This is a genomic window from Halorussus marinus, assembly GCF_004765795.1.
GTDB classification, from domain to species: Archaea; Halobacteriota; Halobacteria; order Halobacteriales; family Haladaptataceae; genus Halorussus; species Halorussus marinus.
Window position 1 is genome coordinate 446,240 of the sequence record NZ_SBIV01000001.1, and the last position, 14,238, is coordinate 460,477.

Genomic DNA, 14,238 nt, shown 5'->3' on the forward strand with positions numbered 1-14,238 from the left:
GCCCCGAGGCCGAGGGGTTCCGGCCGCGTTTCCCGAAACCGCAGGGGCTATTGTTCGGTTCCCGTAAGGGTCACACAATGAGCGAAACGACCACCGACCACAGCCGCCGCGAGGCGTGGCTGATCGCGGCCCGGCCCCACACGCTCCCGGCGGCCGCGGCCCCCGTCGTCGTCGGGACCGGGCTCGCGGTCCACGAGGGGCTGTTCGCGCCGCTCCCGGCGCTCGCCGCGTTCCTCGGCGCGGCGCTCATCCAGATCGGGACCAACTTCGCCAACGACTACTACGACGCCGTCAAGGGCGTCGACACCGACGACCGCGAGGGGTTCACCCGCGTCACCCAGTCGGGACTCATCCCGCCGGCACAGGTCAAGCGCGCGATGTACGCCACCTTCGGGCTCGCGATCCTCGTCGGGACCTACCTGGTCGCGGTCGGCGGGGTCCCGATCCTCGTGATCGGACTCGCCAGCGTGGTCTCGGGCGTCGCGTACGCCGGGGGCCCGTTCCCGCTCGGCTCGCACGGTCTCGGGGACCTGTTCGTCTTCGTCTTCTTCGGCGTCATCGCGGTGACCGGCACCTTCTACGTGCAGGCGGCCGCGGTGGTCGCCCCGCTGTTCCCGACCGCGATTCCGTCGGGGACGGTCACGCTCGCGTCGGTCGTCGCCAGCCTCCCGGTCGCCGCCATCTCCACCGACATCCTGGTGGTCAACAACGTCCGGGACCTCGAAACCGACCGCGAGGCCGGCAAGAAGACCCTCGCGGTCATCCTCGGCTACCGGGCCAGCAGGGCGGAGTTCGTCGGCTTGCTCGCGGTCGCGTACGCCGTCCCGTTCTGGTTCTGGCTCGCCGCCGACTACTCGCCGGCCGTGCTCGCTCCGCTGGCGACCCTGCCGTACGCCGGCCTGATCGCCCGGACCGTCCTCACCGACGCCTCCGGCGAGGCGCTCAACCCCGCGCTCGAACAGACTGGCAAACTGCTGGCGGCCCACTCGGTCCTCTTCGCGCTGGGTCTGATAGCATGAAGGCGGGCGTCCGGCCGTTCGCGGTCCCGCTCGCGGAGTCCCTCGACACCGCCCGGGGGTCGATCGAGCGCCGCGAGGGGCTGGTGCTCCGGCTCGACGCCGACGACGGCGCGGTCGGCGTCGGGGAGGCGACCCCGCTCGCGGGCTGGACCGAACACTACGACGAGTGCGAGCGCGCGCTCGGCACCGTCGTCGACGCCGTCGATCGGGGCGCGGCCCCCGACGACTCTCTCGACGCGCTCGAACCGACCCCCGCGGCGCGCCACGCGCTCGATCTCGCGCTCGCTGATCTGGCGGCCTCTCGGGCGGACGAGCCCCTCTACCGCCACCTCGGCGCGTCCGATCGGGTCGAGAGCGTCCCGGCGAACGCGACGGTCGGGGACGCCCCCGCCGATCAGACCGTCGCGGCGGTCGAACGCGCCGTCGACGCCGGCTTCGACTGCGTCAAGCTCAAGGTGGGCGCGCGCCCGCTCGCGGCCGACATCGAGCGCGTCGAGGCCGCCGCCGACGCGGTCGACGCCGCCCTCCGGGCCGACGCCAACGGGGCGTGGTCCCGGTCGCAGGCCCAGCAGTTCCTCGACGCCACGGCCGACCGACTCGAGTACGTCGAACAGCCCCTGCCCGCGACCGACGTGCCCGGACTCGCGGCGCTGTCGGGGCCGATCGCGTTAGACGAGACGCTCGCGGCGGTCGACGTCGCGGACGCCCTCGACGCGGACCCGGCGGCGCTCGTGCTCAAACCGATGGCGCTCGGCGGCCCCCGGCGTGCGGTCGCGGTCGCCGAGCGGGCCCGGGAGGCGGGCGTCGAGCCGGTCGTGACCACCACCGTCGACGCCGCGGTCGCGCGGACCGCCGCGGTCCACGTCGCGGCCGCGATCCCCGACCCGCCGGCGTGCGGGCTCGCGACCGCGAAACTGCTCGAATCGGACCTCGGCCCCGACATCGCGCCGGTCGCCGACGGCCGGGCGGTGGTCCCGCAGGGGTCGGGCAACGGCCCCGTCGACGCGTGGGGCAACGCCGCGGGGGCCCACGGGGGCGACCGTGTCTGAGCGTTGGCCCGACGGGACCGTCGACTGGCTGGCCCGCCGGGCGCGGATCTCGCCCGACGCCACCGCGCTGATCGAGGCGGCCGACGCCACCGAGTGGACCTACGCCGACCTCGACGAGGCGGTCGCGGCGACCGCGGGCCGGCTCGCGGCCCTCGGTGTCCGGGAAGGCGACCACCTCGGCGTCCTGATGGAGACGCGGGTGGCGTTCGTCCGGCTCGTCCACGCCGCGGCCCGGCTCGGCGCGGTGTTAGTCCCGCTCAACGCCCGACTCGCCGACCCCGAACTCGCCCGGCAGGCCGCGGTCGCCGACCTCACGCTACTCGTCTGCGAGGCCGAGACCGAGTCCGCGGCGGTAGCCGCCTCCGAGCCCCGACGGGCCGACGATTCGCGGGCCGACGGCGAGCCGGTCGGGGCCGTCCCGGTCGCGTCGGTCGACCCGCCGGACCGCGAGCCGGTCGCCTCGCTCCGCGAGACCGAGCCCGCGGCGGTCGCGCCCGCCGAGCGGTCCCGCGGCGACCGGCAGGCGCTTCTTTTCACCTCCGGCACGACCGGCGATCCGAAGGCGGTCGCGCTCACCGCCGGGAACGTCCTGTCGAGTGCGGTGTCGTCGGCGTTCCGGCTCGGCGCGACCCCCGACGACCGGTGGTTGCTCTGCCTGTCGATGTACCACATGGGCGGGCTGTCGGTCGTCCTCCGGTCGGCGCTGTACGGCTCGACCGTCGTGCTTCAGGAGGGGTTCGACGCCGCGAGGGCCGCCGACGCGATCGCGGCGTACGATGTCACCGGCGTCTCGCTGGTCCCGACGATGCTCCGCCGGATGCTCGACGCCACCGACGACCTCGCCGACTCGCTGCGGTTCGTCCTGCTCGGGGGCGCGCCCGCCCGCGAGGAACTGCTCGAACGCTGCGAGGAGCGGCGCGTGCCGGTCCACCCGACCTACGGCATGACCGAGACGACCTCCCAGATCGCGACCGCCCGGCCCCGCGAGGCGTTCGCCCACCGGGGGACCGTGGGCCGGCCCCTGCTGTGGACCGACGTGACGGTCGTCGACGACGCCGGCGAGCCGGTTTCGGCGGGCGAGACCGGCGAACTCGTCGTGGCCGGCCCGACGGTCACGCCCGGCTACTACGGCGATCCCGGGGCGACCGAGGCGGCGTTCGGCCCCCGCGGTCTCCACACCGGCGACGTGGGCTACCGCGACGACGGTGGTCGAATCTGGGTGCTGAACCGGCGCGAGGACCGCATCGTCACCGGCGGCGAGAACGTCCACCCCGGCGAGGTCGCCGACGTACTGCGCGACCACCCCGACGTTCGGGACGCCGCCGTCGTCGGACTCGACGACGAGGAGTGGGGCGAGCGGGTCGGCGCGCTCGTGGTCCCCGAGGCCGGGGCCACGCTCTCGGTCGGCGATGTCGAGCGCCACTGCGAGGGCCGACTCGCGGGCTACAAGCGGCCCCGAACCGTCGGGGTCGCCGACGAGCTCCCGCGAACCGCCTCGGGCACCGTCGAGCGCGAGGCGGTCCGCGAGTTCCTCCGGGAGTAGCAGAAGGAGCTTCCGAAGCCGCGAGGTTTTAGCCCGCCACGGCCGTAGTGGCGACCGTGTGTACCCTCGTCCTCGCGTGGCAGGTGTTCGACGACGCCCCGATAGCCGCCGCGGCGAACCGCGACGAGCGGGTCGACCGCCCGTCGCGACCGCCCGCGACCATCGACGACGATCCGCGAGTCGTCGCGCCGACCGACGAGGAGGCCGGCGGGACGTGGATCGGCTACAACGACGCCGGCGTGTTCGTCGCGATCACGAACCGCCGGCGCGACCCCGAGACGGGCGCTGGCTTCGAGCCCGACCGGTCTCGGGGACTCCTCGTGCGGGACGCGCTCGCCGCCGAGTCCCACCACGAGGCGGTCTCGACCGTCCGCGACGAACTGGCGGCCCGCGCGTACGACGGCTTCAACCTCGTGGTCGCCGACGCCGGGGACGCGACTCTGCTCGAGTGGGACGGCGTCCTCCGTGCGACTCACTTCGACCCCGGCGTCCACGTCGTCGTCAACGACGGCTACGAGGGGGCCACAGAGACGGCCGATCGGGTCCGCGAGGCCGTCCGGCCCGTCCCGAGGGGCGATCCGACCGGCGACGCCGATCGCGGCGAGGAGGTGTCGGCGTGGTTCGAGACCGCGGCGGCCGCGCTCGAAGACCACGACCTCGGCGCGTGCGTCCACGGCGAGGGGTACGCCACCAGATCGTCCTCGCTGATCTCGATCGACGCGACCGGGGCGGGGCGGTATCGGTTCGCCGACGGGCCGCCGTGCGAGACCGACTACGAGGACGTCGAAATCGGCGACGGTCAGCTTTAAACCGCTCGGGGACCGTGTTCCCCGTATGGCAGCATCCGAGGACGACCTCACCGAGGCGGAGCGTGCCGGTCTCGAACTCGTCCGGCAGTCCGGCGGTATCCACCAGAGCGACTTCTGGAAGGAACTCGACGTCGACTCCCGGAAGGGGAGCCGGATCGTGGAGTCGCTCTACGAGAAGGGCCTCGTCCAGCGCGAGGAGACCGTCTACGAGGGTCACAACACCTACCTGATCACGCCCGCGGCCCGCGACCTCGACTTCTCGCTGTTGATGGCCGGCGACATGCTCTCGCCGTTCATCGGCGAAGAAGAGATCGACGCCGAGAGCGACGCCTTCTCCCAGTGGATCATGAACCTCGCGTACAGCGAGTGAGTCGGACGCCTACTGGGACTCTACTTCTTCGATCGCCGTGTTCGGCGCGTTTTGCTTCACGCCGTTGACCCCCTCGACCGCCCCGGAGCGATCGCTGTACCCCTCGCCGCCGGTGGCGAGGATGGTGCCGTTGCGGTGGCGGAGCCGCCAGCGGTACTCGCCGCCGGCGTCCTCGTAGATCTCGACGGCGGCCTCGCCGACCGTGAGCGCGTCCGCGTCCGGCGCGTACTCGCAGACTCGTTCGACCGCGTCAGTCGCGGCCGACCGGTCTGCATACCCCTGCCCGCCGTCGGCGATGAGCTCGTTGTTTGCGCTCAGGAGCCGCCAGCGGTGCTCGCCGCCGGCGTCCTCGTACACCTCGAACCGGGCGCCGTCGTCGGCGTCGACCGCCGCCTCGCCGGCCGTCTCCGCGACGGTCTCGACCGCCCGACGGGCGTTCGACCGGGAGACGTACCCCTCGCCCGAGTCGGCGAGTATCCGGCCGTTCCGGTGGACGAGCCGCCAGCGCCACTCGCTGGCCTTGTCGCGGTAGAGCTGGAACGTGGCGGTGCTCTCGTGGAGGCGCTCGAGGCGGGCTTGGGCGTCGGCGGCGCGCTCGCGCTCGGCGGCGGTCTCCTCGCTGGCCGCGTCGGCCGCCGCGGCCGCGGCGTCCCGGGAGTCGCTGAGTTCGTCGAGTTCGGCCTCCAGTCGCTCGATTCGGTCGGCCTTCTCCTCGAGCTCCGATCGGAGCGCCGACGCCTCTCGCTCGCGGTCCGCGGACGTCTCGCGGGCGGCGGCCAGCGCCGCCTCTGCGGCGCTCCGGGCGCGGCTCTGGCCCACGGTCACGGGCGCGAGGACTCCCGAGAAGGTGATGACGCCGAGTCCGAGCGTGTACAGCGCGATCACGTTCGTGGTCGCGGCTCGACCGAACTGCCACTCGAACGGGTAGACGGCTGTGAACCACCCGACGGCGGCGACACACACCGCGGCGCCGAGATACACCAGTAGCTTCGCCACCCGGTGGAACGACTGGCCGACCACGAGCCCGGTCAGCGCGCCGGCGAGGCCGAGCCCCGTCAGCGAGAACGCCATCTCCCGGGTGGTGCCGATGCTCTCGGTACTCAACGCGAGCACCATGCCCGCGACCGCGGCCAGGACGCTGACCACGAACAGCCAGTAGCCGTACACTTCGTCGTTCGTCAGCGGTTCGCCGAACCGCTTGCGATACGTGCTCACGAGCGCGCTCTCCGACGTGTCAGTTGACATTACTTCTGAGAGTTCTCACCACCACACCATGAATGTTGACAAATGTATTATAACTGAACGGTGAAAGCAAACCGGGACACGGCACGGGCGCGTCCCGGAACACGCGGCGGCGGCGCTCACCAGTCGGAAAATCGACGCTCTCGGGGATCGAAGGCGGTAAAAACCCGCTCGGCTCAGTTCTCGACCGCACTGCCGACCCGGATGATCGCCTCCTCGCCGAACGCGGGGCCGACGAACTGCACCCCGACCGGGCCGGCGTCGGTCTCGCCGGCGGGGACCGAGATCGCGGGCAGGTCCGCCAGATTCACCGGCACGGTGTTGGCGTCGGCGAGGTACATCTGGAGCGGGTCCTCGAGGCTCTCGCCCTGCTCGAACGGCGGGGTGGGCATCGTCGGGCTCGCGAGCACGTCGACCGACTCGAACGCCTCGTCGAAGTCCTGCTTGACCCACGCGCGGGCGTCTTGAGCCTGCTTGTAGTACTTGTCGTGGTAGCCCGCCGAGAGCGCGTAGGTCCCGAGGAGGATGCGCCGCTTGACTTCCTCGCCGAACGCCTCCCGAGAGTCGCTGAACGCCTCGTTCCAGTTGCCCTCGAAACCGCCCGAGTTGCCGTACCGGACGCCGTCGAACCGCGCGAGGTTCGAGGACGCCTCCGACATCGCGATGACGTAGTAGGCCTCGACCGCGTGTTCGACCGAGGGCAACGAGACTTCCTCGACGATCGCGCCCCCATCGCGGAGGTCCTCGAGGGTCTCCTCGAAGCGCTCGCGGACGCCCGCGTCGGCGCCCTCGACGAGTTCGGTCGGGACGCCGATCGTGGTCCCCGCGACGTCGCCGTCGGCGGCGCTCGCGTAGTCGGTGTCGGCGCCCTCCTCGCGGGAGGTGGCGTCTCGGTCGTCTGGCCCGCTGATGACGTCTAAGAGTTCGGCGGTCGCCTCGACGGTCGGCCCGAGCGGCCCGATCTGTTCGAGGCTGTTGGCGTACGCCACGAGGCCGTACCGCGAGACGAGCCCGTAGGTGGGCTTGATGCCGACCACGCCACAGAACGCCGCGGGATTGCGGACCGACCCGCCGGTGTCGCTTCCGAGCGCGAGGTCGGCCTCGCCCGCGGCGACCGCGGCCGCGCTCCCGCCCGACGAACCGCCGGGCACGCGGCCCGGTGCGGCGGGGTTCTCGACCGGCCCGAACGCCGAGGTCTCGGTGGTCGACCCCATCCCGAACTCGTCCATGTTGGCCTTGCCGACGATCGTCGCGCCGGCCGCCTTCAGCGACTCGACGACGGTCGCGTCGTAGGGCGGGACGTAGTCGTCGAGCATCGCCGACCCGCAGGTCGTGCGGACCCCCTCGGTGCTGATGTTGTCCTTGACCGCCACCGTCGCGTCCGCGAGCGGGCCGTCGTCGGCGCCCTCGACGATCTCCTCGGTGACGAAGATGTTGTGGTCGTCGGTCATGATCAGGAGACGTTCGGCCCCTTGAAGTAGCCGTCCTCGGTCTCGGGTGCGTTCGAGAGCGCCTCGTCCTGACTCAGCGACTCGCGCACCTCGTCGGCGCGCATCACGTTGGCGAGGTCGGCCTCGCGCTCGACCTCGGGGACCTCCTCTAGCGTCTCGAAGTAGCCGAGGATGTCCGCGAACTGGTCGGTGAACCGCTCGACCTCCTCGTCGTCGAGCCCGACGCGCGCGAGGTCGGCGACGTGGCGGACCTCCTCGGGTCCGGGAGACGTTTCGCTCATACCCAAAGGGTCCCGCGGACCGGCGGTAAGGGTTTCGATACGGGACCTCTCGGAAACTGTATTAAAGATACGGGAATTGGAGCTCTCGCGCAAAACAGCGTAGATGCCTTCCGCGGCCGTATCGACCCTCGAAGTCGCTATCCCGGGCCGAATCTCCACCCCCACCGAGCCGAACTATTTAAGTAGCTTCGGTCGCTATTAACGGTGTCTTCTGTACTGCGGTCGACCGCCCCGTCTACCGTTGGCTATCCCGTCCCAACCCGATCATGACTGACACACGAATCCGAAACCCGACCGACGAACGAACGGCCGACGAGGCCGAAGAACAGCGCGAGCAACACCAGTGTCCCGAGTGCGGCGGCGACCTCGTCACCGACGGCGAGCGCGGCGAAACCGTCTGTGCGGACTGCGGCCTCGTCGTCGACGAGGACCAGATCGACCCCGGTCCCGAGTGGCGGGCGTTCGACGCGGCCGAGAAAGACGAGAAGAGTCGGGTCGGCGCCCCGACCACCAACACGATGCACGACAAGGGGCTGTCGACCAACATCGGCTGGCAGGACAAAGACGCCTACGGCAACTCGCTCGGTTCGCGCCAGCGCGAGAAGATGCAACGGCTCCGCAAGTGGAACGAGCGGTTCCGAACTCGCGACTCCAAAGAGCGCAACCTCAAGCAGGCGCTCGGCGAGATCGACCGGATGGCTTCGGCGCTCGGGCTCCCGAACAACGTCCGGGAGACCGCTTCGGTCATCTATCGGCGCGCGCTCGACGAGGATCTCCTGCCCGGCCGCTCGATCGAGGGCGTCGCCACAAGCGCGCTCTACGCCGCCGCCCGGAAGGCCGGGACCCCCCGGAGCCTCGACGAGATCAGCAACGTCTCGCGGGTCGAGAAAGACGAGATCGCCCGGACCTATCGGTACGTGGTCCGGGAGCTCGGGCTCGAAATTCAGCCCGCCGACCCCAAAAGCTACGTCCCGCGGTTCGTCTCGGATCTGGGCGTGAGCGAGGAGGTCGAGCGCAGCGCGCGCGGCCTGCTCGACACCGCGACCGAGAAGGGCATCCACAGCGGCAAGTCGCCGGTCGGGCTCGCCGCGGCCGCCGTCTACGCCGCCGCCCTGCTCAGCAACGAGAAGGTGACCCAGAGCGAGGTCAGCGAGGTCTCGGACATCAGCGAAGTCACGATCCGCAACCGCTACCACGAACTGCTCGAAGCGAAAGACGACGCGCTCGCGCCCTGATTCTCCGCGGATTTCGTAACGCGCAAGACGGCCGACCGTCTGGAGGCCGGCATGGAGACCACTCGCCACTTCACCGCTACGGCCTACGTCGTCCACGACGGCGCGCTCGCCTTACACCACCACGATCGGCTCGACATGTGGCTGGCGCCCGGCGGCCACGTCGAGCGCGACGAGCGCCCCCGCGAGACCGCCCGCCGCGAAGTCCGCGAGGAGGTCGGCCTCGACGTCGACCTGCTCGAACCCGAGACCGCCCTCGACGTGGAGGCCGGACGGGAACTTCCGCCCGCCGAGCACGTCATGCTGTTCGACATCAACGTCCACCCCGACGGCGAGGTCGGCCACCAGCACGTCGACTTCGTCTACTTCGGTGTGGCCGCCGACCGCGAGATCGCGCCCGCCGACGGCGAGGCCGGCGCCGACGAGTGGGAGTGGTTCACCGCCGCGGACCTCCGGGACGACGACGCGCTCACCAGCGAGGTCGTCCAGATCGGGACGCAAGCCATCGAACGCGTCGAGGCCGAGGCCTGAGCGACGCCCCGTCGTTCGGCTCTTTCAATTATCTCTCTGATCTTATCAATTAGCAAGCTTAATTACCCCGCTTTCTGAAAAGCTCGCTTACATGAGCGTCGGGGAGGTCGGCGGCGGGCGACGCGACGACGCGGCCGAGAAGCCGAGCGAGCGCTTCGACGACGAGCTCCAGTCCGAGGAGTCGGTCCGGTTCTCGTGGACCGCGACCGGCGTCCGGTGGGCGAACGAGTCGATCCACGACGTCTCGACGCCGACGACGTTCGCGGCGACCGACCGTCGAATCCTCTTCGAGACCGACGAGTCGGTCGCCTCGATCGGGTACGACCGGATGCGGGCGGTCAAGACGAGCCCCGCCGCCGCCGGGTTCGACGTCTCGACGGCGTTTCTCGCGAGCGGCGGGCTCTGTCTGGTGGTCGGGGTAGTGGTCGCGCTACAGGACTTCACCAACGGCGCGGGCCTCGTCGTCCTCTCGATCGCGCTCCTCGCGGTCGGGGCCGCGATCGACGACACCGATCGGGCCGCGACCGTCACCATCGTCATCGGCAACGAGCGCCAGCGCCTGTCGTTTGCGGCCGACGAGGACGTCGGCCCGAAGCTGTCGGGGCTGGTCGACTGAGCGTCGCTACTCGCCGATGCGGGACTCGACGTACGTCGAGACGTGGTCGTCGATCCGGCGTTTGAACCCCGCCTGCCGGGCGAGCCGGTCGAGTTCGCGGGCCACGAGGCTCCCGTACTGGACGGCCTTCTTCTCGCGGAACGCCACCGCGTCGGGGACGAACTCGCGGGCCGCGAGCCGGAGCGCCTTCTTGCGTTCGCCCCGCGAGTCGACCAGCAGGTCCCCGGGGAGCGCCAGCGCCGCCCGGACCACCCGGTCGTCGAGTAGCGGCGCGACCGGCTCGACCCCCGCGGCCCGGAGCGCGAGCACGTCCCGTTCTAACTGCTCGGAGAGCGTCCGGGTCACCTCCCGGGCGGCCCCGCGGACGGTGTCGGCCTCGACGCGGGGGTCCTCGGGCGCGCGGGCGACCTTGGCGTAGCCGCCGAACAGTTCGTCGGCGCCCTGTCCGACCGCGAGCCGGTCGAAGCCGTCCCGGGCGGCCCGCTCGGCCGCCAGAAACAGCGGGAGCGCGATCTGGACGTCCATCGCGTTCGTCCGGCCGGTCGCCCGCGCGACCGCCGGAACCGCCCGTTCGACGTCGGCCGGTGAGAGCTCGACGACCCGGAGGTCGGGCACACGGCCCATCAGCCCCGCCGCGGTCCGGGCCGCCGCCACGTCGTGGCTGTCGGGGAAGCCGACGACGTACAGCGGTGCGTCGACCGCGCTCGCGACGACCGCCGAGTCGACGCCGCCCGAGAACGCGACCGCCAGCCCGTCGTCCTCGACGGCGCCGAGGCTCGCGTCGAGCGCGTCCCCGACGGCGCTCGCGGCCGCCCGTCGGTCGGCGACCGGATCGGGATCGGGGAGCGAAAAGGCGCGTTCGAGGCTCCCGTCGGCCGAGCGCACTGCGCCGGCCGGCACGGGGTCCGGGTCGGCGAGCCCGTCCGGGCCGAACCCCCACTCGCCGTCGCTCCCGACGAAGATCGGCCGTCGACCCAGCACGTCCCGGACGAGTCGCCCGTCGGGGAGTTCGCCCGCGTACCCCCGGATCGCCGACCCGGTCCGGTCGCGGGCGCCGACGAGCGGCTCCGCCCGGTCGAGAGCTCGCTCGACCGCCGCCGCCGGCGCCCCGCGGATCATTCGAGGAGGTCGGCGACCCGGCTCTTCACCCGGCGCTTGGCCCCGCCGGCGGCCTGCCGGAAGCTGATCCGCCACGGGGTTCGCTTGCCCTCGACGGTCGTCCGGCCCGCCCGGATCGCGTCGAGGATCGCGTCGACGGAGGCGGGGCCGTCGGACCCGGGACCGTTCGGAGCGTCCGCTCCGGTGTCGATGCGGGTGACCGCCTGTCCGACCATCTCGCTGATGTGGGCGTCGCTACCCGCGGTCTTGGGGAGCCCGCGGCGGTCGGCGAACTTCTCGGCCTTCCGGTTGCCCCGGCCGGTGAGCAGTCGGGAGTTGTACACCTCGATGGCGTCGGCGGCCGCCAGCTCGGACCGGGAGATGTTGGCCATCACGCCGCTCCGGGACTTCTGAAACGGGTGGGGGACGACCGCGACCCCGCCCTGCTCGCGGATCCGGGCGAGCGTCTCGCCGAACGACAGCCCCGCCGGGATCGCCTCGGTCACGCCGAGCCCGAGGACGTGGCCCGCGGCGGAGCTCACCTCCATGCCGGGGATGCCCACCAGTCCGTACTCGGGGGCCCGGTCGACGGCCGCGAGGCTCGCGTCGATCTCGTCGTGATCGGTGATCGCCAGCGCGTCGAGACCGACAGCGGACGCCTGCTCGAGCAGGAGGTCGACGTCGTCACGGCCGTCGTACGACAGCGACGAGTGGGCGTGAAGCTCGACCGATAGCACGGCTTGAGCTTCGGAGGGCGGTGGCAAAAGCGACTCGGTCTCGGGACCGCGCGAGCCCGACGGTCTGGTCGGGCGGCTTCGTAACTACTATCCAGCTATTGAAAGACCCGTTAGGTATGACCGCCCTACCCGCCCCGCGCTGGCTCGCCCGCGGTCTGCTCGGCGCGCTCGTCGCCGTGCTGGTGCTGGCGAGCGGGGCGATGACGCTCTCGTACGACACACCCCGGCTCGGAGCCGGCGCGGTCGAGTCGCCGGCCGACGGGACGACGGTCGTCACCAGTCAGGGGTGGCACGCGAACGGCTACTCGCTGCCCGGCCGGCCCGCCCGACTCGCTGGCGTCGGTCCCAACGCGACCACCGAGTGGACCCACGACGGTCCGGCGGACACCGAGCAGTGGTTCTACGACGTCGACCCCCTGCCGAACGGGACCCTCCTCGTCGTCAATCCGGTGCCCGAGACGACCGTCGTCTACGAGTACGACCCCGAGACGGGCGAGCGTCTCTGGACCGAGCGGTTCGACCTCCCGGACGTTCACGACGTCGACCTGATCAACGGCGACGAACTCCTCGTCGCGGGGATCAACTACGACGAGGACCGGGTCAGCCGCGACAGCGTCTTCGTCTACAACCGCACCCGCGAGGCGGTCACCTGGGAGTGGCACTTCGAGGACCACTACCCCGAGGACGCCGGGCCGGGCGTCCGGGCCAAAGACTGGACCCACGTCAACGACGTCGACAAGATCGGCGACGGCGAGTATCTGGTCTCCCCGCGCAACCTCGATCAGGTGATCGTGGTGAACCGCTCGACAGACGAGATCGAGATGGCACTCGGGAGCGACGGCGACCACGAGACGATGTACGAGCAACACAACCCGACGTACCTCGAAAGCGAGGACGGGACGCCCACGATTCTGGTCGCCGACAGCGAGAACGACCGCGTCGTGGAGTACGAGCGCACCGGCGACGGGGGCGAGCGAACGAACGGTTCGGGAGCCTCGGCCGACGGCGAGTGGGAGCGCGTCTGGTCGGTCTCGGGCGGCCTGAACTGGCCCCGGGACGCCGATCGGCTCCCGAACGGCAACACGCTGATCGTCGACTCGATGAACCACCGCGTCGTGGAGGTGACCCCGGACGGGGAGGTCGTCTGGGAGACGTTCGTCCCGTGGGCGACCTACGACGCCGAACGGGCGGTCCACGGCGACGAACCCGGCGGGCCGACGATGGCCGACCTCGGGGCGGGCGGTGACCGCGAACTCCACGGCGCGACCGGATCGGGGGTCCCGGGCGTGCGGTCGGTTCCGGCGGTCGCGGCCGACCTGACCCGCGGGACGCCCGCGGCGGCGCCGGTGGTCCGGGCGGCCGAGCGGTGGCACCACGTCGCGCCGTGGTTCACGCCGCGATGGCTCCCGACCTGGAGCGCCACGCTGTTGGGGGCGGCGCTCGCGGTCCTGCTCGGGTGGGGCGTCGGCGAGGCGGTCTACCAGCGCGAGCGCATCCTGCGGCGAGTCGGCGACGTCGGCGAGGCGGTCCGCGATCGGGCGTTCGGATCGAAGGGGAACTGATCGGCACAGACTGCCAAGACCGACGGCGCTTTCGGCTCTCTCGTCTGAAACTCCGAGCGTCAGCGTTCTACGGTCAGGCCTCTCGCGAGGGTGGCGATCATCTCCTCTTGGAGGTGATCGTAGATCCCGTTCTGAATCTCGGCGACGTTCGCGCTGATCTCGTCGTACTCGTCTTTGTGAAGGATCAACAACCCGAGCGCCGACCCCATGAGACCGAGGACGGTGATCGGCTCCATCTCCGCGATCGGACCGTCGCTACGGGCCTGAATCTCCGCGACAGGGGGGATCAGCACGTTCATCTCCTTTTTTTCTATCTCGGCGAGCTGATCCGACGAGATGTCCCCGAGGACCTCCCGGTAGTCCTGTTTGATGAAGACTTCCTGAATGAACTCGTTTCCCTCGCCGAACTCCACGTAACAGCGGAAGAACCGTTCGAGGCGGTCCTGAGGATCGTCGATGGCCGCCAGTTCCGACTCCAGGGTCGTCGCGAACTCGTCTAGCTCCTGTTCGAAGATATCGACGTACAGATCGGACTTGGCGTCGAAAAACTGGTAGAAGGTGGGTTTGGCGATCCCGACGGGGTCGGTGATGTCTTTGACGGTCGTTTTCGCGGGCCCGAACTTCACCAACAGCTCGCGTGCGGTTTCGAGCAGTTCCTCCCGGATCCGCTCCCGTTCGTCGTCGCTGAACGATCGCAT

The 14,238-nt window shown here is 71.0% G+C and carries 15 protein-coding genes; 9 read left to right on the forward strand and 6 right to left on the reverse strand.

Features of this window, described 5'->3' with window-relative positions:
- Nucleotides 1-77: 77 nt before the first annotated feature.
- From EPY72_RS02310 to EPY72_RS02330, 5 genes are read left to right on the forward strand one after another with little or no spacing between them, the layout of a single operon-like run.
- Nucleotides 78-1,019 carry a 1,4-dihydroxy-2-naphthoate polyprenyltransferase gene (locus tag EPY72_RS02310; protein ID WP_134670913.1) on the forward strand — a complete coding sequence of 314 codons (942 nt, stop codon included), beginning with the start codon at nt 78-80 and terminating at the stop codon, nt 1,017-1,019.
- Nucleotides 1,016-2,068, forward strand: a complete 1,053-nt coding sequence (locus tag EPY72_RS02315) for a mandelate racemase/muconate lactonizing enzyme family protein (protein WP_135805437.1) — start codon at nt 1,016-1,018, stop codon at nt 2,066-2,068. The genes EPY72_RS02310 and EPY72_RS02315 overlap by 4 nt, the downstream gene beginning before the upstream one ends.
- A complete protein-coding gene (menE, locus tag EPY72_RS02320) occupies nt 2,061-3,611 on the forward strand; it encodes an o-succinylbenzoate--CoA ligase (RefSeq protein WP_135805438.1) in 1,551 nt (516 codons plus the stop codon). The genes EPY72_RS02315 and menE overlap by 8 nt, the downstream gene beginning before the upstream one ends.
- A gap of 56 nt (nt 3,612-3,667) precedes the next feature.
- Nucleotides 3,668-4,420: an NRDE family protein gene (locus EPY72_RS02325; protein WP_135805439.1), complete on the forward strand. Its 753-nt coding sequence runs from the start codon at nt 3,668-3,670 to the stop codon at nt 4,418-4,420.
- Between the two features lie 25 nt (nt 4,421-4,445).
- The gene (locus tag EPY72_RS02330) at nt 4,446-4,790 is read left to right on the forward strand and encodes a helix-turn-helix transcriptional regulator (RefSeq protein ID WP_134670917.1); all 345 of its coding nucleotides are present in this window, start codon (nt 4,446-4,448) and stop codon (nt 4,788-4,790) included.
- Nucleotides 4,791-4,799: 9 nt separating this feature from the next.
- On the opposite strand, the gene EPY72_RS02335 is transcribed toward EPY72_RS02330, so the two are convergent.
- The 3 genes from EPY72_RS02335 to gatC all read right to left on the reverse strand — a co-directional run bounded on the left by EPY72_RS02335 (nt 4,800) and on the right by gatC (nt 7,764).
- Nucleotides 4,800-6,035, reverse strand: a complete 1,236-nt coding sequence (locus EPY72_RS02335) for a YegP family protein (RefSeq protein WP_135805440.1) — start codon at nt 6,033-6,035, stop codon at nt 4,800-4,802.
- A 173-nt stretch (nt 6,036-6,208) separates the two neighbouring features.
- Entirely contained in the window at nt 6,209-7,483 is a 1,275-nt protein-coding gene (gene gatA, locus EPY72_RS02340; RefSeq protein WP_135805441.1) for an Asp-tRNA(Asn)/Glu-tRNA(Gln) amidotransferase subunit GatA, read from the reverse strand.
- A gap of 2 nt (nt 7,484-7,485) precedes the next feature.
- Entirely contained in the window at nt 7,486-7,764 is a 279-nt protein-coding gene (gene gatC, locus EPY72_RS02345; protein WP_135805442.1) for an Asp-tRNA(Asn)/Glu-tRNA(Gln) amidotransferase subunit GatC, read from the reverse strand.
- A 266-nt stretch (nt 7,765-8,030) separates the two neighbouring features.
- Between gatC and EPY72_RS02350 the strand changes: the two genes are divergently transcribed.
- The 3 genes from EPY72_RS02350 to EPY72_RS02360 all read left to right on the forward strand — a co-directional run bounded on the left by EPY72_RS02350 (nt 8,031) and on the right by EPY72_RS02360 (nt 10,143).
- Nucleotides 8,031-8,999 (forward strand): transcription initiation factor IIB, encoded by a 969-nt coding sequence (locus tag EPY72_RS02350; RefSeq protein WP_134670921.1) that lies wholly within the window; start codon nt 8,031-8,033, stop codon nt 8,997-8,999.
- 51 nt (nt 9,000-9,050) lie between these two features.
- Nucleotides 9,051-9,527 carry an NUDIX hydrolase gene (locus EPY72_RS02355; protein WP_134670922.1) on the forward strand — a complete coding sequence of 159 codons (477 nt, stop codon included), beginning with the start codon at nt 9,051-9,053 and terminating at the stop codon, nt 9,525-9,527.
- A 91-nt stretch (nt 9,528-9,618) separates the two neighbouring features.
- On the forward strand, nt 9,619-10,143 hold the full coding sequence (locus tag EPY72_RS02360) for a hypothetical protein (protein WP_134670923.1): 525 nt from the start codon (nt 9,619-9,621) through the stop codon (nt 10,141-10,143).
- Between the two features lie 6 nt (nt 10,144-10,149).
- Here the strand turns inward: EPY72_RS02360 and EPY72_RS02365 are convergent, their stop codons facing one another.
- Together EPY72_RS02365 and EPY72_RS02370 are read right to left on the reverse strand one after the other, a co-directional pair.
- A complete protein-coding gene (locus EPY72_RS02365) occupies nt 10,150-11,262 on the reverse strand; it encodes an asparagine synthase C-terminal domain-containing protein (protein WP_135805443.1) in 1,113 nt (370 codons plus the stop codon).
- Nucleotides 11,259-11,978 carry a CehA/McbA family metallohydrolase gene (locus EPY72_RS02370; RefSeq protein ID WP_135805444.1) on the reverse strand — a complete coding sequence of 240 codons (720 nt, stop codon included), beginning with the start codon at nt 11,976-11,978 and terminating at the stop codon, nt 11,259-11,261. Before EPY72_RS02370 ends, EPY72_RS02365 begins: the two co-directional genes overlap by 4 nt.
- Nucleotides 11,979-12,094: 116 nt before the next feature.
- On the opposite strand from EPY72_RS02370, the gene EPY72_RS02375 reads away from it, so the two are divergent.
- Nucleotides 12,095-13,540, forward strand: coding sequence for an aryl-sulfate sulfotransferase (locus EPY72_RS02375; protein WP_135805445.1), 1,446 nt, complete (start codon nt 12,095-12,097; stop codon nt 13,538-13,540).
- Nucleotides 13,541-13,599: 59 nt separating this feature from the next.
- Here the strand turns inward: EPY72_RS02375 and EPY72_RS02380 are convergent, their stop codons facing one another.
- A complete protein-coding gene (locus EPY72_RS02380; protein WP_135805446.1) occupies nt 13,600-14,238 on the reverse strand; it encodes a TetR/AcrR family transcriptional regulator in 639 nt (212 codons plus the stop codon).

Bases quoted from the DNA above. Each gene is read 5' to 3' on its own strand.
- EPY72_RS02375 (WP_135805445.1), top strand. From the start codon at position 12,095: ATGACCGCCCTACCCGCCCCGCGCTGGCTCGCCCGCGGTCTGCTCGGC.
- gatC (WP_135805442.1), bottom strand. From the start codon at position 7,764: ATGAGCGAAACGTCTCCCGGACCCGAGGAGGTCCGCCACGTCGCCGAC.
- EPY72_RS02380 (WP_135805446.1), bottom strand. From the start codon at position 14,238: ATGCGATCGTTCAGCGACGACGAACGGGAGCGGATCCGGGAGGAACTG.
- EPY72_RS02355 (WP_134670922.1), top strand. From the start codon at position 9,051: ATGGAGACCACTCGCCACTTCACCGCTACGGCCTACGTCGTCCACGAC.
- EPY72_RS02365 (WP_135805443.1), bottom strand. From the start codon at position 11,262: ATGATCCGCGGGGCGCCGGCGGCGGCGGTCGAGCGAGCTCTCGACCGG.
- EPY72_RS02360 (WP_134670923.1), top strand. From the start codon at position 9,619: ATGAGCGTCGGGGAGGTCGGCGGCGGGCGACGCGACGACGCGGCCGAG.
- EPY72_RS02335 (WP_135805440.1), bottom strand. From the start codon at position 6,035: ATGTCAACTGACACGTCGGAGAGCGCGCTCGTGAGCACGTATCGCAAG.
- EPY72_RS02350 (WP_134670921.1), top strand. From the start codon at position 8,031: ATGACTGACACACGAATCCGAAACCCGACCGACGAACGAACGGCCGAC.
- EPY72_RS02310 (WP_134670913.1), top strand. From the start codon at position 78: ATGAGCGAAACGACCACCGACCACAGCCGCCGCGAGGCGTGGCTGATC.
- gatA (WP_135805441.1), bottom strand. From the start codon at position 7,483: ATGACCGACGACCACAACATCTTCGTCACCGAGGAGATCGTCGAGGGC.
- EPY72_RS02330 (WP_134670917.1), top strand. From the start codon at position 4,446: ATGGCAGCATCCGAGGACGACCTCACCGAGGCGGAGCGTGCCGGTCTC.
- EPY72_RS02315 (WP_135805437.1), top strand. From the start codon at position 1,016: ATGAAGGCGGGCGTCCGGCCGTTCGCGGTCCCGCTCGCGGAGTCCCTC.